Source organism: Lactobacillus sp. UCMA15818 (genome assembly GCF_030400225.1).
GTDB lineage: Bacteria > Bacillota > Bacilli > Lactobacillales > Lactobacillaceae > Liquorilactobacillus.
Genome location: NZ_VJYB01000004.1, coordinates 178677 through 199738, shown reverse-complemented (window position 1 = coordinate 199738; position 21062 = coordinate 178677). Strand labels below are relative to the sequence as shown.

General features: G+C 36.7%; 20 protein-coding genes and 1 riboswitch. Of the genes, 14 read left to right on the top strand and 6 right to left on the bottom strand.

From position 1 onward, the window contains the following. Positions 1-5 precede the first annotated feature (5 nt). From FFX44_RS07335 to FFX44_RS07310, 6 genes are all read left to right on the top strand, one after another. Positions 6-1286: a Zn-dependent hydrolase gene (locus FFX44_RS07335; RefSeq protein WP_289979362.1), complete on the top strand. Its 1281-nt coding sequence runs from the start codon at positions 6-8 to the stop codon at positions 1284-1286. Continuing rightward, positions 1286-2620 carry an amidohydrolase gene (locus FFX44_RS07330; protein WP_289979361.1) on the top strand — a complete coding sequence of 445 codons (1335 nt, stop codon included), beginning with the start codon at positions 1286-1288 and terminating at the stop codon, positions 2618-2620. The genes FFX44_RS07335 and FFX44_RS07330 overlap by 1 nt, the downstream gene beginning before the upstream one ends. Positions 2621-2695: 75 nt before the next feature. Next, complete coding sequence (locus tag FFX44_RS07325; protein ID WP_289979389.1) at positions 2696-4726, top strand: urocanate hydratase; 2031 nt, start codon at positions 2696-2698, stop codon at positions 4724-4726. Between the two features lie 6 nt (positions 4727-4732). Then, complete coding sequence (hutI, locus tag FFX44_RS07320) at positions 4733-6001, top strand: imidazolonepropionase (protein WP_289979359.1); 1269 nt, start codon at positions 4733-4735, stop codon at positions 5999-6001. Positions 6002-6038: 37 nt separating this feature from the next. Beyond that, positions 6039-6623 (top strand): HutD family protein, encoded by a 585-nt coding sequence (locus FFX44_RS07315; protein WP_289979358.1) that lies wholly within the window; start codon positions 6039-6041, stop codon positions 6621-6623. Beyond that, on the top strand, positions 6616-7494 hold the full coding sequence (locus tag FFX44_RS07310; protein ID WP_289979356.1) for a MurR/RpiR family transcriptional regulator: 879 nt from the start codon (positions 6616-6618) through the stop codon (positions 7492-7494). The genes FFX44_RS07315 and FFX44_RS07310 overlap by 8 nt, the downstream gene beginning before the upstream one ends. A 57-nt stretch (positions 7495-7551) precedes the next feature. Here the strand turns inward: FFX44_RS07310 and FFX44_RS07305 are convergent, their stop codons facing one another. Both FFX44_RS07305 and FFX44_RS07300 read right to left on the bottom strand, forming a co-directional pair. Continuing rightward, positions 7552-8418: an alpha/beta hydrolase gene (locus tag FFX44_RS07305; protein WP_289979353.1), complete on the bottom strand. Its 867-nt coding sequence runs from the start codon at positions 8416-8418 to the stop codon at positions 7552-7554. A 119-nt stretch (positions 8419-8537) separates the two neighbouring features. Further along, positions 8538-9425 (bottom strand): LysR family transcriptional regulator, encoded by an 888-nt coding sequence (locus FFX44_RS07300; protein ID WP_289979351.1) that lies wholly within the window; start codon positions 9423-9425, stop codon positions 8538-8540. 110 nt (positions 9426-9535) lie between these two features. Between FFX44_RS07300 and FFX44_RS07295 the strand changes: the two genes are divergently transcribed. Continuing rightward, positions 9536-10564, top strand: coding sequence for a putative sulfate exporter family transporter (locus FFX44_RS07295; RefSeq protein ID WP_289979349.1), 1029 nt, complete (start codon positions 9536-9538; stop codon positions 10562-10564). 244 nt (positions 10565-10808) lie between these two features. Here the strand turns inward: FFX44_RS07295 and FFX44_RS07290 are convergent, their stop codons facing one another. The 3 genes from FFX44_RS07290 to FFX44_RS07280 are packed head-to-tail and all read right to left on the bottom strand — an operon-like array spanning position 10809 to position 13450. Further along, positions 10809-11483 carry an energy-coupling factor transporter transmembrane component T gene (locus FFX44_RS07290; RefSeq protein ID WP_289979346.1) on the bottom strand — a complete coding sequence of 225 codons (675 nt, stop codon included), beginning with the start codon at positions 11481-11483 and terminating at the stop codon, positions 10809-10811. Beyond that, positions 11484-12893, bottom strand: coding sequence for an ABC transporter ATP-binding protein (locus FFX44_RS07285; protein WP_289979344.1), 1410 nt, complete (start codon positions 12891-12893; stop codon positions 11484-11486). Next, positions 12890-13450 (bottom strand): ECF transporter S component, encoded by a 561-nt coding sequence (locus tag FFX44_RS07280; protein ID WP_289979343.1) that lies wholly within the window; start codon positions 13448-13450, stop codon positions 12890-12892. The genes FFX44_RS07285 and FFX44_RS07280 overlap by 4 nt, the downstream gene beginning before the upstream one ends. A 138-nt stretch (positions 13451-13588) precedes the next feature. After that, positions 13589-13678: riboswitch (TPP riboswitch) on the bottom strand. 264 nt (positions 13679-13942) lie between these two features. Between FFX44_RS07280 and FFX44_RS07275 the strand changes: the two genes are divergently transcribed. The 5 genes from FFX44_RS07275 to FFX44_RS07255 all read left to right on the top strand — a co-directional run bounded on the left by FFX44_RS07275 (position 13943) and on the right by FFX44_RS07255 (position 18071). Then, a complete protein-coding gene (locus FFX44_RS07275; protein ID WP_289979340.1) occupies positions 13943-14191 on the top strand; it encodes a hypothetical protein in 249 nt (82 codons plus the stop codon). 35 nt (positions 14192-14226) lie between these two features. Further along, complete coding sequence (locus FFX44_RS07270; protein WP_289979388.1) at positions 14227-15597, top strand: potassium transporter TrkG; 1371 nt, start codon at positions 14227-14229, stop codon at positions 15595-15597. Positions 15598-15699: 102 nt separating this feature from the next. Beyond that, positions 15700-16872, top strand: coding sequence for a cyclopropane-fatty-acyl-phospholipid synthase family protein (locus tag FFX44_RS07265; RefSeq protein ID WP_289979338.1), 1173 nt, complete (start codon positions 15700-15702; stop codon positions 16870-16872). 135 nt (positions 16873-17007) lie between these two features. Beyond that, entirely contained in the window at positions 17008-17175 is a 168-nt protein-coding gene (locus FFX44_RS07260; RefSeq protein WP_289979336.1) for a hypothetical protein, read from the top strand. Positions 17176-17273: 98 nt separating this feature from the next. Next, entirely contained in the window at positions 17274-18071 is a 798-nt protein-coding gene (locus FFX44_RS07255) for a hypothetical protein (protein WP_289979334.1), read from the top strand. A gap of 206 nt (positions 18072-18277) precedes the next feature. On the opposite strand, the gene FFX44_RS07250 is transcribed toward FFX44_RS07255, so the two are convergent. After that, complete coding sequence (locus tag FFX44_RS07250) at positions 18278-18640, bottom strand: helix-turn-helix domain-containing protein (RefSeq protein WP_289979332.1); 363 nt, start codon at positions 18638-18640, stop codon at positions 18278-18280. Positions 18641-18830: 190 nt separating this feature from the next. On the opposite strand from FFX44_RS07250, the gene FFX44_RS07245 reads away from it, so the two are divergent. Together FFX44_RS07245 and FFX44_RS07240 are read left to right on the top strand one after the other, a co-directional pair. Then, positions 18831-19721, top strand: coding sequence for a zinc-binding alcohol dehydrogenase family protein (locus tag FFX44_RS07245; RefSeq protein ID WP_289979387.1), 891 nt, complete (start codon positions 18831-18833; stop codon positions 19719-19721). Positions 19722-19871: 150 nt separating this feature from the next. Beyond that, a complete protein-coding gene (locus tag FFX44_RS07240; protein ID WP_289979330.1) occupies positions 19872-21023 on the top strand; it encodes an RNA-guided endonuclease TnpB family protein in 1152 nt (383 codons plus the stop codon). The last annotated feature ends 39 nt before the right edge of the window (positions 21024-21062 follow it).

Here is a 21062-nt window from a genome sequence, read left to right as displayed (position 1 = left end):
GTAATTTGAATAATATTAAAGAGGTCAAACTAAAAATAAACAAAGAAAGAATTCAACAAAACATTCTTGAATTAGGTGAAATAGGCTTGAGTGATGAAGGTGGTGTCAATCGTTCTCTCGCAAGTCAGGCCGATATTGATTCCCGTGAATGGATTAAGGAATATTGGCAAAAAAATATTGTCAAGAAGATTACAACGGATGTAGGCGCAAACTTATGGGGTGATTACCCTTATAGTAATGAAAAAGAGCTGGCTCCTATAATTGTCGGATCGCACAATGATAGTGTTCCCGAAGGTGGAAAATATGATGGGGCGCTTGGTGTCCTTCTAGCAACAGAAGTAACGCAAACTCTGGCCGAGAACAAGATAAATTTAAGACATCCACTCAAAGTTATTTCACTAACAGGCGAAGAACCAAATCCGTATCAGATTTCCACGCTTGGAAGCAAGATAATATCAGGAGTAGTTGGTCAGGATTATCTTAAAAGATTCAATCATATTGAAACACACGAAGCTCTTTCAGAAGCAATTGACAGATTAGGTGGAGATTTTAAGCATATTGATGAAAATACACTCGCGCCTAATAGTTTTGCAGCTTTTTTAGAATGTCATATTGAGCAAGGTAGAAGATTATTCGAGAGAAATGAGCCTGTTGCTGTGGTTTCAAAGATTACAGGTATCTACCGTGAATTAATTGAATTAAAAGGAGAAGCCAACCATGCTGGGACGACCGACCTTAAACATCGCAAAGATGCATTACTTGCAATGAGCTGGATTAATCTAGAATTGAGAAAGTTTCTAAGTGAATTTGAACCGTGTGATCCTGTCGTTGGAACTATTGGATTTGCAGAAGTCAAACCAAATGCGGCTAATATAATTCCTGGTGAAGTAAGATTCAATATAGATGTTCGTTCGGGTAATTGGGAAAAGGTTCAGCAAACTATTAAGTTCTTGGATCAGTGTTTTATGAAGCTGGAAGAAAAAGGCTTAAAGCTAAATAGAGAGAAGATTCTTAATCAAAAGCCAGCTGATTTGAATGATAAAATAATCGATGCTTTATCCGAAACAGTTGAGCAGAATTTTGGATATCAACCGCAGAAAATGACGAGTATGGCGGGACATGATGCAGCTAATCTGGCTAAAATCGGACGTTCAGGCATGCTCTTCGTAAAAAGTATTGATGGAAAAAGTCATTGTAAGGAAGAATATTCAAGGATTGAAGATATTGAGACAGCAGGGAATGTCTTACTCAATGCAATTCTTAAGTTAGATGAGGAGCTGGACTAATGAATAAAATACTACTTCCTAAGTATATATATTTTAAAGATAATTTTAAAGTGGATTACGGAATTGCCATTGAGGGCAATCGGATTGTCAAAGTTGCTCCTGCTAATGAAGTGATTTCAGAGTTTCCAGATTTTATCCAAAAAGAATATCATGACACGGTTTTTGTACCAGGAACAGTGAATACACATAATCATTCTTTTCAAAGCTTATTGCGAGGAATCGCAATTGATCAATCCTTTTTAAAATGGCGTGATAACTCGTTATATAAGTACTCACCAGAAATGAGACTAGAAGATATTTATAACGGTGCATTATTTGCTTATGCTGAAATGATGAAGTGTGGTGTCACCTCAGTCTGTGATTTCTTTTATTTACATAATTATGGAACTGAGTCGGACGAAGCGGTTATTCAGGCGGCTAAAGACATTGGTATTCGGCTAGTTTTAGCACGTACCATGTACGATTGGGATGGAGCACCTGCGGGTTATCTTGAAACTATCGATGAGGCCGTTAATAATACAAGGCAATTGGCACTGAAATACGAAAATGATTCAATGGTTACTGTTATTCCTGCCCCACACAGCCTTCATGGTGCGAGTCCTAAGATGATTCAAGCAGGTCATAAGCTTGCACTTGAAATGGGAACTAAATTCCATATGCATGTTGCTGAAGAAACCTTTGAAGTTGACGCAATGCTTAAAGAACACAATAAAAGAACTGTTGAGTACTTGGATGAGTTAGGAGTTGTGGATTCTAGCCTAGTAATTACTCATGGAGTATGGCTTGAGGAAAATGAAGTAAAGTTATTGGGAGATAATCACGCAGCACTCAATTACTGTCCATCCAGTAACATGTTCTTAGCTGATGGAATAACTAATATCCCTAGGATGGTTAATAATAATATCAATATTTCATTAGGGAGTGATGGAGCATGTGGCAATAACCGGATTAGTGTTTTTGAAGAAATGCGAATGACAGCTTTGCTGCAAAAGGCGGTTACAAGAGATGCGCTTTGTGTTAAATGTAAGCAAGCATTTGATATGGGAACAAAAAACGGTGGTAAGCAACTTGATCTGAATGTGGGGGAAATAAAGGCAGGCCAACTTGCTGACTTTGTAGGAATTGACTTGAATAACTTCTCAATGAATCCATTGAGCACCAACTTAGAACAGATGTTGCCAAATATTGTCTATTCACTGCAACCTGATGCAATCTCGACTGTAATTATTGACGGAGAAGCGACTGTTGAAGACGGAGAATTGGTTAAAGTATCTGAAGCTGCAGTCTTGAGTAAGGTCAATGATACTATGAAATATTTTGAAACGATAAATTAATATGAAAGGCGGCAGACTAAAATGTCAGATCTCAAAGAGCAGGATAAGAAAATGATAGATACATTAGGTAAAATAATGGAAGCTGGGGGACCAACACTGATTGAATTGACATTAATTGAAAATGATCAACTTCCAGAATATCCAGAATTTGTTGAAGGAATCAGAAGAGCACCTTCACGTGGGTTTAGACTAACTGAGGCACAGACCAAAATAGCCTTGAGGAATGCTTTAAGATATATTCCAGTCAAGTTTCATGAAAAATTAATTCCAGAGTTTTTGAACGAATTATATACAAAAGGCCGAATTTATGGTTATAGATTTAGACCAGCAGGCCGGATTTATGGGCATTCAATTAACGATTACAAGGGTAACTGTGTTGAAGGTAAGGCTTTTCAAGTCATGATTGAGAATAATCTTGACTTTGAGGTCGGGCTTTATCCGTATGAACTTGTTACTTATGGTGAAACTGGTAGTGTGTGTCAGAATTGGATGCAATATCGACTTATCAAGAAATATCTAGAAAGATTAACGAGTAAGCAAACTTTGGTGATTGAGTCAGGACATCCAGTCGGGTTATTTCCATCAGATGAATCTGCACCCAGAGTTATTATCACTAATGCTTTAATGATAGGGGAATTCGATAATCAAAATGATTGGGAAATTGCTGAAGAAATGGGTGTTGCGAACTACGGGCAAATGACTGCCGGTGGATGGATGTATATTGGTCCGCAAGGTATTGTCCATGGTACATATAATACACTATTGAATGCGGGACGCCAAAAGTTAGGGATTCCATTAGACGAAGATTTAGCGGGAAAATTATTTATTAGTTCAGGTCTAGGAGGTATGAGCGGAGCACAACCCAAGGCTGCAAAAATAGCTGGGGCGGTCTCAATTATTGCAGAGGTTGATCCTTCGAGAATTAAAACAAGACATGACCAGGGATGGGTTGATCTTTCCCTTTCGGATTTGCATGAAGTGTTTGCGAGAGCCAAAAAAGCACAAGTAGAGAGCAAAGCTTTATCAATTGCCTATGAAGGAAATGTAGTAGATCTTCTAGATTATGCTGTTACAAATGATATTAAGGTTGACTTGTTATCAGATCAGACATCGTGCCATGCAGTTTATGAGGGAGGGTACTGCCCACAAGGGATTACCTTTGATGAAAGGACCAAGCTGCTTGGAGAAAATCGCACTAAGTTCAATCAATTAGTTGATGAAACATTGAAGAAACACTTTGAATTAATCAAAAAATTGGATAAAAAGGGAACCTATTTCTTTGATTATGGCAATTCTTTCTTGAAAGCTGTTTATGATGCAGGAGTGAAAGAAGTTTCAAAGAATGGTGTTGATGACAAGGATGGGTTTATCTTTCCATCCTATGTTGAGGATATCATGGGACCTAATTTATTTGACTATGGATATGGTCCTTTCAGATGGGTATGTCTATCGGGTAAGAAGGAGGATTTGCAAAAAACCGATGAAGCTGCAATGGAATCGATTGATAAAAATCGACGTTATCAAGATATGGATAACTACAATTGGATTAGAGATGCAGAAAAAAATGAGCTTGTTGTCGGAACACAAGCGCGAATTTTGTATCAAGATGCGCTTGGCAGAATTCAAATCGCTCTCAAATTCAATGAACTTGTTCGTGAAGGTAAGGTAGGAACTGTGATGATAGGACGTGATCATCACGATGTTAGTGGGACAGATTCTCCATTTAGAGAAACTTCAAATATTCATGATGGCAGTAACGTTATGGCGGATATGGCAGTTCAATGTTTTGCTGGAAACGCGGCCCGTGGGATGAGTCTGGTTGCTTTACACAATGGTGGTGGTGTTGGTGTAGGACGTGCCATTAATGGTGGATTTGGACTTGTTTTAGATGGGAGCACTCGTGTTGATGAGATTATTAAGAAAGCAATTTTGTGGGATGTGATGGGTGGCGTTGCTAGAAGAAATTGGGCAAGAAATGAGCATGCAATGACAACGACAGCGGAATTTAATCAGAAATATCAGGATGCGGCACATATAACAGAACCATATTTAGTTGCTGACCAATTAATTAATTCGGCTGTTAATCAAAGTTTTCCAAAGGAGTAATACACAATGACGAACTTATTAATTGTACACATTAATCAAATTGCCACACCAACGGGGGAAAGCCAGCGACATGGAGCACAAATGAATGAAATAAGTCTTGTTCAGGATGGAGCTATTTATGTAGTTGATGATTTAATCGTGAATGTTGGAAAAACTGCAGAAGTGTTGGCTGATCTTAGAAAGAAAAATATTACAGATTTTGACGAAGTAATTGATGCAACCGGGCAAGCAGTTGTTCCTGGATTTGTTGATTCACATACCCACTTTTTATTTGCGGGATACCGCGTTGAAGAATTCTACGAGAGAGTGTCCGGTTCTTCATACATGGAGATTATGGAAAATGGTGGTGGAATTCAAGCAACTGTCGAGGCAACCAGAGAAGCCGGGTTCGAAGAGTTAAAAAAACTAGGTTGGCGAAGATTAAATGAAATGATTATACAAGGTGTGACAACTGTTGAAGGTAAGAGCGGTTATGGGTTAGATAAGGAGACTGAAATCAGACAGCTTCGTGTCTTGCAAGAACTAGCAGTCTCACAGCCAGTGGACCTCGCAATCACTTATCTTGGAGCACACGCAGTGCCACTCGAATTCAAGAATGATAGTGAAGGTTATTTAAACTATATGATTGATGAAATTTTACCGCAGATTAAAGCAGAGAAACTGGCTGAATTTGTTGATGTCTTCTGTGATGAAGGGGTATTCGACTATCAACAATCACAAAAATTGTTGGAAGCAGCCAAAGCACTCGGTTTTAAAGTCAAAATGCATGCAGATGAGATTGCTAATTTAAATGGAGCAGAGTTGGCCGCAAGTATTGAGGCAACCTCGGCTGATCATTTGATTAAGATCTCTTCAGAGGAGATCAAGAAGTTAAGTGAGAAACAAAAAACAGTGGCTACGTTACTCCCATGTACTGCATTTTGTCTTCAGGAAAATTTTGCACCTGCTCGAGAGTTAATAGACAAAAATTGTGCAGTTGCGCTAGCTTCGGATTATAATCCAGGGAGTTCGTTTACTTGTTCAATTCCATTGATTATTGCGTTAGCAAGCTTCAAGATGAAGATGACAATGGGTGAAGTGCTCACAGCGCTTACTCTTAATGGAGCTGCTGCACTAGACATTGCAGATAAAAAAGGAAGTATTGAAGTTGGTAAAGTTGCAGATTTAGTATTCTTGAAATATCCAGATTATCGCTATCTTATGTACAATACAGGTAGTAATGTTGTAAATAGGGTAATCAAGAGCGGCAAGGTGGTTTTTGAAAATTTAGGATAGCGACAAGAATTTACTTATAAATTTTTGTGGAGGAAATATGGCTAAAATATGTTTAAAAAGAGCTAGCGAGTTTAAGACAACAAGGTGGTCTGGTGGGCAAACAACTGAATTATATATATATCCAGCGGGAAGCTTATATGAAAATAGAGATTTTGGTTTTAGATTATCTTTTGCCACAGTTGAGGTTGATAAAAGTAAGTTCACGTCATTATCAGGTTATAAGCGCATAATAATGCCGCTGACAAATCCAATTGAGTTGGTAAATAATAGTAAAACTACACGATTAATTCCTGGACAATCGTTTAATTTTGCGGGGTCTGATTTGATAGAGTCAAGGGGTGTTTCAAAAGATGTAAATCTGATGCACACTAGTGATTTTGCAGGACAGATTAGTACAATAGATGATAATTCGGATAATAAACTCAACTCATCTTGGGAGCATCTTTGTTTGTATAATCTTGGAGGGAAAAGGATAGTAACTATTAAAGATCAAAAGTTAAATGTTGGCTTAGGAGATTGTGTTATTATTAACAATATTAATAGGGAAAATTTAGAAATTAAAATTGAGATTTCTGGAAATAAGAAAAAGCTGATTCTATTCGAAGTGAAAAAAGGTGATTAATCTGTCTGATATAAGAATAAAAGAAATAAAAAATAAAGAAGAACTACTGGAAAGACTCATGGTTGTCGGTAAAACCTCGGCAGTTAATAAAAAAATAGCAATGTATGTTGAAAAAAACTATAATGCGATTGTTTTCATGACAGCAGATAAGATCAGTCAAGAAATTGGAGTCAGCCAAGGTAGTATTTCGCGGTTTTGTGTGAAGATGCAATATCGTGGATATAATGACTTCCTAAGATATTTACAGAAGATTATCAGCTCTGAGATGACTACGAGTAAGCGCTTTTCGATGTTAGACAAAGAAGATGACAACGATAAGAATTTGAATATATTGAATCAAGAAGTTAATAATTTACAAGAACTACAAGAATTGGCTCAAACTCCAGAGTATGCCAAAGCCGTGAATTTAATTGCAAAAAGTAAAAAAGTGTTTCTGATTTCCAACAGGATGTCAGCAACAATTCTTCCTTATATGAACTATATATTGAGTAGATTACGTCCTGATGTTTTTGAATTGAGGTATGGTTCACCTGAATGGGAAAATATTGATTTAACCTCACCAGAAGAGGTTGTGGTCTTCACAACAGTTTTCCCCAGGTATTCGCGAACATTGCTAGAAAAAAATAAAAGGCTAAAAAATAAAGGCTTCAAGATTGTCGCGTTGACTGACAGCAGGTTGTCGCCCATTGTACCATATGCTGCTGTATCACTAATAACACCAATTACAGTTTCATCGGTGTTTGATGTTTATAGTACTCCATTATTGTTAATTAATTTATTAATGAGGGATGTGTCAAAAAAGATTCCTAATATTGATAAAAGACTAGATGAGATAGAGAGAAGCAATAAAGCGAATAATTCCTTTTTTTAATGTTGCAGGGATAGAAAGTTCAGCAGATGAAGCATTAATTGACAAAAGTTAGTTTATTTATGATGACCTATCATTATCTCTTCCCCAGACAAATTTAATTATTCTTTGGCTTACTTCGGGATTTTGCCGGAGCATATGATGACGAGCATCCCAGCCTCTAAATTCAACCTGATGATAGCTCTTTGCGCGGTTACCAATCAAATATTTAAGCGAGCGAGCAGAGGTAGTGCTGACGCGACCATCTGACTCGGACCCATTGTCCAAGTTGCCATAGATATTAAGTACATGTACTTGGTCAATGGGATAGTTTTCCTTACGATTCAGTAAAAAATGATAGAAGTTACTCATTTTTCGTGGGCGGCTATCAGCATTTAAGCTGTTGTTTGGAAACCGGAAGCCATCAATGTTTGAGCCATCAAATGGTCCTGCAATATCAACTTGATGAATTAGTCGTGCAGTCTTTTTTTCGTGCCCAAGTAAATAATACATTAAATCGAGATTTCCTAATGAATGAGCAACAACATTATATTTTGTAAAATGGTGCTGTGAGTGTAGTTGATTCAAAACTTTACCAAACCAAAAGCCATAACGGTGATAGTTACGGTTATGATTAGCAATAAAATTAACCTCTATCAATGGATTATAACTTTTATTTGTCCAGCGATAACCATGTAAGATGCGAATTGCACCATTGCGTCGTACATTCGCTCGAATGACAGTATTTGTTACCCCATTTTCAATTGCCGAGTTTACCATGTATCGTTCAGCACGATAACTGCTGCCGTATCCGTGAATGAAGAAAGTAGGCATATCAGTTTTCTTGAAGCCTGCTTTTTTGATAGTGTCACTATGGGCAAGTTCCCAACTTGAAGTACACCCCAATAATATTATTAAGATGGTAAATAATAATTTGTGTCTTAGCATAATTTCCCCTAACTTACGTAACAAATTGAATCCCTTTGAGTCAGAATATCATATTGATGGGGAAAATGATGATAGAAGTATACATAATATAATCTGATTTTTAGAATGTTTATAAATACTTAATTATTTAACGCTTCGAGTGCTTGGAACCACTGTTGATAATCAGGAGCAAAAAAACTTTCTTTAGAGTAAACAAAATAAAGCTCATGTTCAACGATTCCTCGTTGCAGGGGTAATTGTTTAAGGGTTCCCTTGGTCAAGTCATTTTCTACTAAAATCTTATATAAGAAACTAATTCCTAGTCCATCTTTGACAAGTAACCGCAATAAAGTTGGTTCGGAAATCGTTAGCAGTTGTGAAAAATCGCTCAGGCTAATGTTTTCTTTTTGTGCAAGAAAAGTTAAAATCTCTCGTGACCCGGAGCCATCTTCTCTTATGATTAAAGGATATGATAGTAAGTCATTCCAAGTTACGCTCTCCTTTTGGGCTAGTGGATGTGTGCAACTTACAATGGGTATGAAAGGTTCTTTTCTGATGATATGATATGAAAAGTCGTGTTTATCGAAATTGCCTTCGACAATGCCAAAATCGATTGTACCGTTATCGATCTGCGCTAAAATACTCGCAGTGTTTCCAGCAATACATTTTAGCGCAGTGAAATTTGCTTTATTCAACATAATTGAAATCAATTTTTTGCCAATCACTTCACCCAGAGAACGTGTAATGCCAAAAGAAATTTCACGCTTTTGATTATCATTTTGCAGATTATTCAGTACTTTAACAGCTTGTGCCTGAGTCCGAGTTAAAAAAGCTGCAAGCTGTCTACCAGCAAGTGTTAGGGTCAGCTTGGGGCGCTTATAAACAACCAATTTCAAAGCAAGACTTGCTTCAAGTCTTTGAATTTGTTGTGTCACAGCGGGTTGAGAGATAAAGAGTTGCTGTGCAGTTTTTGTGTACGAGAGAGTCTGGCTAAGAACTAAAAATGTTTGGTATTCTTGAGAAATCATTAGAGCCTCCTATATAACGTATGGTTATACTAATATAATAAATCATAATTTTATTTTATGGGTAATAATTAGTATGATTAGTTTGTAAATTGTTGAAAGAGGGATTGGAAATGATAGGAACGATAAAAAGTTATTCGTTTTGGCTTGCTGTTATGATGACATTACTTTGTGCGATAATTGGGACATTTTTGGCACAATTACCATATTTATCACTTTTTGGAGCATTAATCATTGCGTTGATTCTGGGAATGATCTTCCAGTCTTCAAAGAAATTGGTAAGTCGAGCAAGTCGTGGAATAGCATTTATTTCAAATAAGTTTTTGCGTTTAGGAATTATTTTACTTGGGTTTAAGTTAAATTTGATTCAGTTGGCACAGGCAGGCATTAAAACAATCGTACTAGCAATTGTTATTGTCACAGGAACAATTTTTTTAACATATCTTATTGAAAGAAAATTTGGAGTAGAGCCTGAACTGGCAATCTTAGCAGCAAGTGGGACAGGAATCTGCGGGGCAGCTGCTGTAATGGGAATCTCCCCACAGATTAAGGTAGCTCCAGAGAAATTAGAGCGGCAACATGAAAATGAAGTTCTGGCAGTTGCAATTGTTGCAATTATGGGAACAGTTTTCACATTTATTGATTTAGGACTGAAGCCATTACTCGACTTGACACCTACACAATTCGGTGTTTTTGTGGGTGGCTCATTACATGAAATTGCTCATGCGGTGGCTGCAGGGAGTGCTGCTGGGCCGGTAGGTTTAGATAATGCAATAATTACCAAGCTCTCACGGGTATTGATGCTGGCTCCCGCAGCCTTATTGATTGGCTTCTGGTATCAGAAAAAGAGTAAACAAGATGGGACTAATGAGACCGCGACTGCAAAGTTACCAATTCCTTGGTTCATGGCAGGATTCATTCTTGCCAGTGTTATAGGAACTTTTGCACCACTTGGCACTAATATGTTGAATATTTTGGTTAAGGCTGCATATATCTTCTTAGGAATGGCAATGTCTGCACTAGGAATGAGTGTTAATTTTAGAGTAATATTAAAGAGAGGGCTCCCTGCATTTGCGGCGGTGTTTATATCTTCAATTATATTAGGAATATTTGTTCTGGTAGTTAGTAAAATTTGGTTTTAATTATTAATTGAGAGACATGGGTATATGGAATCAAAAAAGGGGAGCTGGGTCAAAAGTAAAATTTTGATTCAGTTCCTCTATTTATTCCGTATAAATATGGTTCATAAGTCAAAACTCAAAACTCTCCGTCTAACTTTGGATTACTCATAGCAAAGTACTCACGATGTTCGTAATTTCGAGTTAGTACTCAAATTTTCCCGACTTATGGCACAGCATTTCCTTTATTTTGTTTCTAAAAATACTTTTACCAAGGACGTACGAGAAATGAAAAAATAAAATAAAGCAGAATTAACAGTGCAGCTAATCCCCATTGCCATTTAGGCAAATTATCCTTATACGTAAGTGTCCGCTGGGCTCCCTCAGTGAATCCTTGAGAGGTCATGGCCTCGGCTAAATCTTGCGACCAATTTAAGGCCACGATAATAATACGAAGATAAAGATTTGGGTTCCAAAAGTGATAGGTGGTTCCGCGCATCATTGCCGAATAACGAATCGTCTTGTACTGACTCTTGATTCTACCTAAAAGATTGAAGGACGCCAATAGTCCGTAAACAAAAGTCGAGGATAAATTCAGATGAAGCGCTAAACTCAACAGAATATCCTTGATGGGGACGGTTAATGTGACAATCGCTCCTAAGTAGAGATAAGCATATACACGAGAGGCATAAATCCATGCAATATGCCAGACATCTCCCGTTCCAAAGGCAATAAACGACCACCAGCTACCCAAAGCTAGTGGAAAAGCATAGAGACTAGTTAGAATTAATAATTTGCTAGATGTCTTGCAGTAGGAGAGATACAGGCAAGTAATAATAATAACACCAATGTTCGTGAAAACACTGTGGGCAAAGGTAATTTGAAGCCCAATTCCAAGCATAATAATCACTAAGACTGCAGGATTAATTCTTTTGCGGTTCAATTAGGGTTCCCCCAATCGTGTAATCGTCTGTGCGCGCATTAAGAATTCATAATCAATGTGTTCAATGACACCTCTGCGTTGATGTGAAATTATTAGTGTTGAACTGTCTAAGTCTTTAGTAGTTTGTTTGATCAATGTGAGCAAGATTGCAAGAGAGCTGATGTCTAACCCCGCAAAAGGCTCATCAAAAAGCATTACAGGTTGAGACATTATTAATATAATAAGAGCTTGTAATTTTTTTTGCTGTCCACCAGAGAGTTGATAGTTAACATGTTCTAATACGTGAGTGAGATTAAGTTTGTTAACTGCATCTTGAACCCGCTTGGCCGTCCAATATTCTGAATGAAGCGAGTTTGATTGTGAGAGTTCTAGTTCTTCGTTAACCCGAAGCTTGATGAATTGGTCACTACTGTTTTGGAAAATATTAGCAACGATTTTAGCCCAATTATTCAGTCTGATTTTTTCAGAAGGTTTACCATTATAAAAGATGTTTCCGCTATACTTTTTTTGATGAGCTAATGCAGCAAAGAGAGTTGATTTGCCAATCCCATTATCACCTGATAAAAGTCCAACATACCCTTTAGGAATACTGAGTGAATTTGGTGACAGCAATAAGCGTTCTCCGATGTGGAAACTTAGATTATGCCACGAAAATGCAGCATTATCAGGTAGGTTCTTCTTTACAATTTTCGTTTGATTCGGTAGTTTTGAAAGCTTGGACAAGGGCAGTTCAAGCAAGTTCTTTGAAGATAATTTGATTTCATATAAATGATTGACGAGTCCAGCGTAATTGGAAATATCATGGTCAGAAATGAAAATAGTCTTATGTTGTGCAATCTGCATTTGTTTTAATTCAGCTAAGATTACAAGTCGTGAAGCAGAGTCAATGTTAGCAAAAGGTTCATCCAAAAAAATAATGGGACTATCAAGAGCGAGAATGGTCGCTAAAGCCACACGCTGCTGTTCACCGCCAGAAAGCGTCTGTAATACTCGATCCTTAAACTGCCATAGATTCAAATTATTAAGAACTGTGGTTGCTTTTTTTGTGATTAAATGAGCTGGATATTGAATATTTTCTAAAGCAAATACTAGTTGTTCAAAGACAGTTTTCATTGCGAACTGTCTACTGGGATTTTGAAAGAGCATCGCAACATGCCGGGCACGCTCAAAGGGGACAATATCTGTAATTTCTTGCCCATTAAGTAAAATGCGGCCACTCTTTTTAGTACCATTGTATTGTGGATAGAGGCCAGACATTAACTTGAAAATAGTGGATTTTCCACTCCCAGAAGGTCCGATTAATAAATTAAAAGAATTTATTGGCAATGTAAAATCAAGGTTGTCAAATATCGGTTCTGAATCCTTTGAATAAGTGAAAGTTAGATCTTCTACTTTTAAGGAAATACTCATTTAATTAATCCAGATTTATCCACTAATTTTTTAATCCAGTATACCAGTATACCAGAGAAGAACCCAATCGAAATAAAACGAATTATAAAGAGGCTGAGCAGCAGTCCGACATGATATGCACTGTATCCGCTTTGAAACCAGTCCCAGATAAAGGTAATGATAGTTGAACCAATCGTAGACAATAATAAACCTAGTTTACCCCAATTTTTGTAACCTGTAGCTGCAAAACCAAGTTCATTGCCGATTCCTTGAACGAAACCGGAGATCAGTGTGGAAGCACCCCAACTTGAAAATAATAGCATCTCAACAGCTGCCGCTAATAACTCTCCTACAACTGACGCCCCAACTTTTTTTAATAATACTCCAGCCAAAGGACCAGCCATAATCCAGACCCCAAGTGTTAAGTCGTTTGCGTAGGGTTTGAGTGGAGTCGCAGCTATTGCATAGTAGGCAAAGCTCCAAACTTGATAGATAATACCGAAAAAAATAGCAATGATCGCCAAGAAAATTACATCTTTGACAGACCAGCCCTTTTTTGTGTGATCAACTGTTTGCATAATAAATCGCTCCCTTTATAATTTGGAGACAACAAAAAGAAATGACTTATGGAACACATTTACCCGAAATCTATAAAGAGGCCAGATCAAAATTTACTTTTTGACCTAGCCCCAGTTTGTTTGCTTTGATTAATATAGCATTAACCGACACAAAGCTCCCTCCGCTGGTATTGTCCAGATCAGGTCAATGGGTAGTTCTCAGCCAATTAGGCACCCCAGTTTGTTAATCTCTTGAAAACAATTTCAGTCTAACAAAGATTTTGCAAAATGTAAAGTTGTAAATTCTGTGTACAAATTACCATAGAATTTAAGGTTGAAACTGGGCAATATTCATAATTCTTGGTTGATGTTTGGAGATTCGTACAACATATCACACTCTGATATTAGTCTGAACTATAAATTAGCGGTATAATTAATATTGTTGGTTACCAGCAAAGGATTGAGAGTGGCTAACTTTTTTATAAACGGACTTGATCTCGAGGAGGAATAATGATGAGTAATGAAAAAAGAAGCGAGCAAAATAAACAGATAATCGAGGTTAACGAACTGGGCGAACCTTTCGGTAAGAGCACGCATGTTTCATTTATTTTTAACAGACAGCATTTTAAAGGGATTGTTGAGAAACAGTTGAAGAATTCTGCAATAATTGACTTTGATGATGAGTATAGCGGTTCAGAAACGGCTCTGGATTTAAAACAAAAAGTGGTTGTTAGTTATTCAAAGATGAAACTGCTAAAATAATTTTGTAAAGGAAAGATAAGGAAATGTTTGGTATTATGACTCTTTGGACCAAGATAAGGGAAAAGTTTACCCCAATTCAATTACTGGTTTCAGTGTATTTTGGGCTGATTATAATAACCTTTTTTCTGCTATGTCTTCCGTTTTTTAAGTATTCAGGAGTAAAAGTGTCACTCCTGGATACCTTTTTTATGGCTGTCTCGACTATTAGTGTGACAGGGCTTAGTACCGTCCCCCTCCATGAAGTCTATAACGACTATGGTATATTTCTGTTAGAGTTGTTATTTCAGATAGGCGGCTTCGGGATAACAATGATAGCGACTGTTGGTATGGTTATAACTGGGCAAAGGATTTCATTGCACCAGCGGCAACTAATCCAAGTTGACATGAATCAGCCACGATTGAGCGGAACGGTTCGTTTAGTGTATTCTGTGTTTGGGTTGATGATGGCTTTGCAGTTTGTGGCAGGAGTCATATTCTCGGTATATTTATACTTGACTGATAGTCTGTATGATTTAAAAAGTGCCCTTTTTGAGGGCTTCTACATTGCCATTTCAGCTGTTACGAATGCTGGCTTTGATATCACGGGGAAATCGTTAATACCATTTCGACATGATTATATTTTCTTATTATTGGTAATTTTACTGATTCTAATTGGGGGAATTGGATTCCCAGTTCTAACAGAATTTCGTGAGTGGCTTTTTTTGAAGATTAGGACACATGGTAGGGGAAAGTATCGTTTTTCATTATTTTCCAAACTTGCTTTTTTCTTCGCAGTTATCTTTTTCGTGGTAGGTGCGGTATTAATTTTCCTGTCCGAGGTAAGCCATAGCTTTGTTAATATGCCATGGAGTGAAAAGATTATCACGTCATTATTTTATAGTGCAACAACGCGAAATGCAGGATTACAATTAGATGCACTAACTGGATTTCGGACAACAACTTTGCTATTATTTTCGATATTGATGTTTATTGGAGCTAGTCCAAGTTCAGTTGGCGGCGGTGTTCGAACAACAACAATTGGAATTTTAATGTTGTATATGGTGTCTTTTATTCGCGGGCGAAGATATGTCAATATCTTTGGAAGAAGAATTGGGCAAGATGATATTCAAAAAGCTGTGGTGGTTGTTAATTTGTCGTTAATATTATGTACTGCTGCAACTTTAATTTTGTCTTTTACTGAGAAAGCAACTTTTATTTCCTTGATCTTTGAAGTCGCTTCGGCTTTTGGAACCACCGGATTGTCATTAGGGATAACTAGTTCACTTAGTTTGGTAGGTAAATGTGTGATAATCATTTTAATGTTTGTTGGTCGTGTGGGAATGTTATATATGCTGATGTTATTTGTTTCCAAGAAGGAACAAGATTTTAATTATAAATACCCGACTGAAAAGGTTATCATTGGATAAAAAGTATTTTTTAAATGTATTGCTTAGAATTAAAGTAAAATTAGTGTTAAAATTATATTGTTTAGTGACAAAAAGTTAGTGGAAGGTAGATGACGATTCACCGTGATTGATAAGATCTTTTATAAAAAAATGTTAAGTAAATCTTTTAGTATTCCAGTACGTGTTAACTATTGGGATGGGGAAAGCGAAGTTTATGGTGAAGGAACTCCAGAAGTTACCATTACCTTTAAGGAATCCGTTCCAGTTAAGGAAATAATGCGCAATGCGTCGATTGCCTTAGGGGAAGCCTATATGGACGGAAGGATTCAGATTGATGGTTCTATCCAAAAATTAGTTAAGGCAGCTTATGATTCAGCTGAGAGCTTTTTTTATAATAGTAAGCTAAAGAAGTTTTTACCAAAGCAGTCCCATTCGGAGAAAATCAGCAAGTATGATGTTCAGAGTCATTATGATTTGGGAAATGATTTCTATAGACTGTGGCTTGATCCAACAATGACATATTCTTGTGCATATTTTGAACATAAAGATGATAACTTGGAACAGGCTCAGATGAATAAGGTACGTCATATTATTAAAAAACTAGACCCACAACAAGGGAAAACATTGTTGGATATTGGCTGTGGCTGGGGAACTTTAATGCTGACCGCTGCAAAGGAATTTGGTTTAAAAGTTGCAGGGATAACATTAAGTGAAGAACAATACAAATTTGTTAAACAAAGAATTGCCGATGAAGGTCTTGAAGACAAGGCTGAAGTATACCTTGAAGACTATCGTGAACTAAAACACGAGCCGTTTGATTACATTACTAGTGTTGGGATGTTTGAACATGTTGGTGAAGAAAATCTGGGAACTTATTTCAAAACAATTGCCAAGTATTTGAGCAATGATGGGGTTGCATTGATTCATGGAATAACTCGACAACAAGGTGGAGCATATAATGGTTGGATTAACCAGTATATTTTCCCAGGTGGATATGTTCCTGGCTTGAATGAAAATTTGAAGCACATTATTGATGCAGGGATGCAAGTCTTTGATGTAGAGACATTAAGGCGCCATTATCAACATACGCTTGAGATTTGGGATGAGAACTTCAAGAATCACTTAGATGAAATCTCAGAGAAGATGGACGAGAAATTTACTCGAATGTGGGATTTATATCTGCAAGCTTGTGCCGCCTCGTTTGAATCAGGTAATATTGATTGTATTCAATATCTGATTTCTAAGGGACCAAGTGGAAAGAACTTACCACGAACACGTGATTATATTTATGAATAGGTAAACAATCTAAGATTAGTTCTGGTATTAATTGGTGAAAATCAGTTAATATCAGAACTTTTTTTAATTTGTGTATTTGTAAAATAATTCACAAAGATGTAAAATGTGGTTATCAAAGGAAAGGAAACGCTTAACATGAACAAATGCAAAGTCATTATTTGGGGTCTTGGTAATGTTGGTCGTTCTGCAGTTCGGATGATAGCTGAACGTAGTCAGAAAATTGAGCTAGTCGCTGCTGTTGATGTTGATGTTAATAAGATTGGTAAAAAGACGCGGGCGAATTTTTTGGATTTGATTCAGTAGGAGTTAAAGTCACAAATGATATTGATACTGCGTTAAAACAAGATGCAGATATTGTTTTAGATTTTTGCCCTACTGAAATGGATAAACAGGGTACTTTTATGCCATCCGCTAAGCGAATAATTAAATCGCTTGATGCTGGTAAGAATGTACTTACCACAATTCCGGTATATCACATTAAGGATAGCCAGCCAGCCGTGTATAAATTACTCAATGACCATGCCAGTGAGCACAATGTTGCTTTTGTTCCCTTTGGACTTCTTCCTGGAGATTATGCATCCTATATTCCTTTAGTCATAGCAGGAACGATGGGGCGTGTTGATAAAATAACTGTTCAATCCGGTGAAGACGATTGGCATAATACATCGGGGTGGGTAGAGGTATTCTCTTATGGTGGAGATCCAAATAGTTACCCAATACTTGATTCTGATAAAGATATACTTGCCAAGTTTATTTATGCATATTACTCCTCTGGTGTTTATGAGATGGCTGATCGAATTGGCTTATCTTATAATGAATTTCGTACTAAACATGAAATTTTTACTGCACCTAAAAATTTAGAAACGATTAAAGGGCCTGTTGGAAAAGGGATGATTTACGGTCATAGATTTACTATGGCTCTTTATAATGATGGTAATGAGGTGGCAGCTTTGCGCTATGTCCACAAGGTAGATCACAAAGAGACACCTGAGTTGCCGATAGAAAATGCAATTCATATTGAAGGACTACCTGGAGACGTTGATGCAACCATCAATGGTTTGATACCAGAATTTGAAGGGTATGTTACTTCAGCAGCACCAGTCGTTAACTTGATTAGAAGTGTCATGTTGGCAAAAAAGACGGGTTTTGTAGAAACTGCTGATTTGCCAGTTGTGATTCCCATTAAACTTGATAAATAGAAATATTTAATTTTGAGATAAGTTATTGCTTGGAAATCTATATTGTAAACATTGGTCATAAGTTCTACAGATAAGGCTGTATACAAGCGTAATAAAGATACTGTAAGAAAAGGGGATGTAGTCTCTTCTTATGGTATTTTTTGCTGAAATAGCTAAACTAGTAATTAGAATTTATGAGTTTAGTGTCAAAAAAGTTTAAAGTTGGATTAGTCATTAGCTGACACATCATCTTTTGCGATTATTCTTTGATTATATAAGTTACCCCATTCTTCCATTGATTTGATTACAGGAATTAATGTTTTTCCAAAAGCAGTTAATTTGTAATCTGTTTTTGGTGGCATAACAGGATAAATCGTTTTTTCAATTACTCCATCACTTTCTAATTCTCGTAGCTGAAGAGCTAGCATTCTCCGAGAGCAATCCTGCATAGTACGTTGTAGTTCACCAAAGTGACAGACATTATTTTTGATAAAGTGATATAAAATCACTGCCTTCCATTTACCGGATATTATTTGTAAAGTGCTCTCTACTGGGCAACCTGGCTGGCAATTGTAAAGATGACGTTTCATAATTAACGCTCCTTTGACTATGATTAAAGTTAGCAGTAAAACATATATTCTTTTATACTCATAATAAAGCATTTAAATAGCATTCACTAGTGAATAATTTGTTACTAGTTACTTAAATTTCAATATTGCAAGATATTATCAGTTAATTACTATAAGATATGAAAGAAGGTAATTAACTATGAAGCAGATGATGAAAGCAATCGGATTTAAAAAGTATTTACCAATCACTGCAGAGGAGAGCTTAATTGAATTTGAAGTAGCTAAACCAATTGCAAAGGGTCATGATCTGTTAGTCAAAGTTGAGGCTGTCTCGGTTAACCCAGTAGATGTTGGTGTTAGAAAGGCAAGTCATCGTATTTTAAAAGAGCCAAAAATAATTGGTTGGGATGCTGTTGGAGTCGTGGAATCTGTGGGGGAAAATGTTACATTATTTAGAAAGGGAGAGCATGTTTTTTATGCAGGTGCTTTTAAACGTTCTGGAAGTAACAGTGAATATCAAATCGTTGATGAAAAAATTGTCGGACATGCACCAAAAAAATTGACAATAGGACAAGCAGCAGCGATGCCATTGACTTCGTTGACTGCTTGGGAAGCGTTATTTGAACAACTTGAGATTGATCCGAATGATAAGAAAAATAATGAAAAGCAAACAATTTTGATTATCAATGGTGCTGGAGGTGTTGGTTCGATTGCAACTCAATTGGCTAATTGGGCAGGACTAAATGTAATTGCAACAGCATCCAGACTGGAAACTATTGAGTGGGTCAGAAAGTTTGGAGCAGATGAAGTTGTGAATCATCGACAAGATTTGGTACAAGAAGTTAGAAAATTAGGTTATAGGTACGTTGACTACATCCTGGAATTGAATGATTTAGATGGTCATTGGGATGAGATGGTAGAAATCATTAAACCAAGTGGTAAAATAGCATCTATTACTGAAAATAAGCATCCAGTTGATTTGCGTAAATTAACAAAGAAAAGAGCAAAGTTTGCGTGGGAGTGGATGTACACAAAATCTTTTTATCAGACACCAGATATGATTACGCAGCATGAGATCTTAGATAAGATTTCATCTTTATAGGGTCGGTAACTAAGAAAACTGATGCTTTTAAGCGTAAAATGAATTAGTGCCTTGACCGCCCAGAATTGTATTCTGTTAATTGGTTCTCAATATGCTGAAACGGAGTACCTGTTCTGGAGAAAAACTTGACATCAAAGGAGGTGAAACTGAATGTATCAAGGACTTAAACTACGGATATATCCTAATTTAGAACAACAAAAACAAATAGTTGAGAACTTTGGAGCGGCTAGATTTGTTTGGAATCAGATGTTGGAGATGCAAAGCAAGCGTTATAAAAATAATAAAGATTCTAAGTTCTTAAATGGTTTTGCAATGAACTTCTTAGTAAAACAATTAAAAACGGAATATTCATGGTTAAAACAAGCTGAGAGCACCTCACTACAAGACACTTGTGAAACTCTAGCTGTAGCTTTCCAAAGATTTTTTAAGAAACTTGGGGGATATCCTAAATTTAAGTCTCGAAAATTTCCAAAGCAAAGATTTAAGTCTAAATGTATAAATAATAATGTTAGATTGATTGACAATCATTATTTGAAGCTGCCTAAATTAGGTATTATGAAGTACAGAGGGAAGTTCACTAATGACAAAATCAAGTCAATTACTATCCAGTTAAGTCCAACAGGCAAGTTCTACTGTGTTTTACTAATTGAGTGTGAAAACCAAACACAATTTGGTAAGACAAGTCAAGCTGTCGGTTTGGATATGGGGATAGCCGATTTAATAAGCACATCAGATGCTGTTAAATATCCGACAATTAGGTTTGATCAGATTCTCGCTAAGAAGAAACACTACTGGGAAAAACGACTAGCTAGACGTAGAGAACAAGCTAAGAAAGAAATAGCTTGGGATAAACACAACAAAGTCGTTGAATCTAGAGAGCTAGCTGGCTTTAAGAACTATACCAAGGCTAAGCAGATGGTCGCTAAATATAATGAAAAGATAGCTAACCAGAGGAAAGATTATCTTCATAAGATTACAACTGGGCTAGTTAGAAAATATGACAAAATAGTGATTGAAGATTTGAAAACTAATAATATGATTAAAAATCACAAATTAGCCAGCGCAATCGCTAATCAATCTTGGAGAATGCTTAGACTAATGTTGGAATATAAGTGCAAATGGTATGGTAAAGCCCTTAGTGTGGTTAATCCATACAAGACTAGTCAACTCTGCTTTAATTGTGGGTATGATGCTGGTAAACACGAACTAGATATTCGTGTTTGGACTTGTCCTCAATGCCATACACAGCTAGATAGAGATGTAAATGCAAGCAAAAATATATTAAAACTTGGTTTGGGCTAAACCTTAGTAAATAGAGTAAACCGCTGTCGAATACTGAAA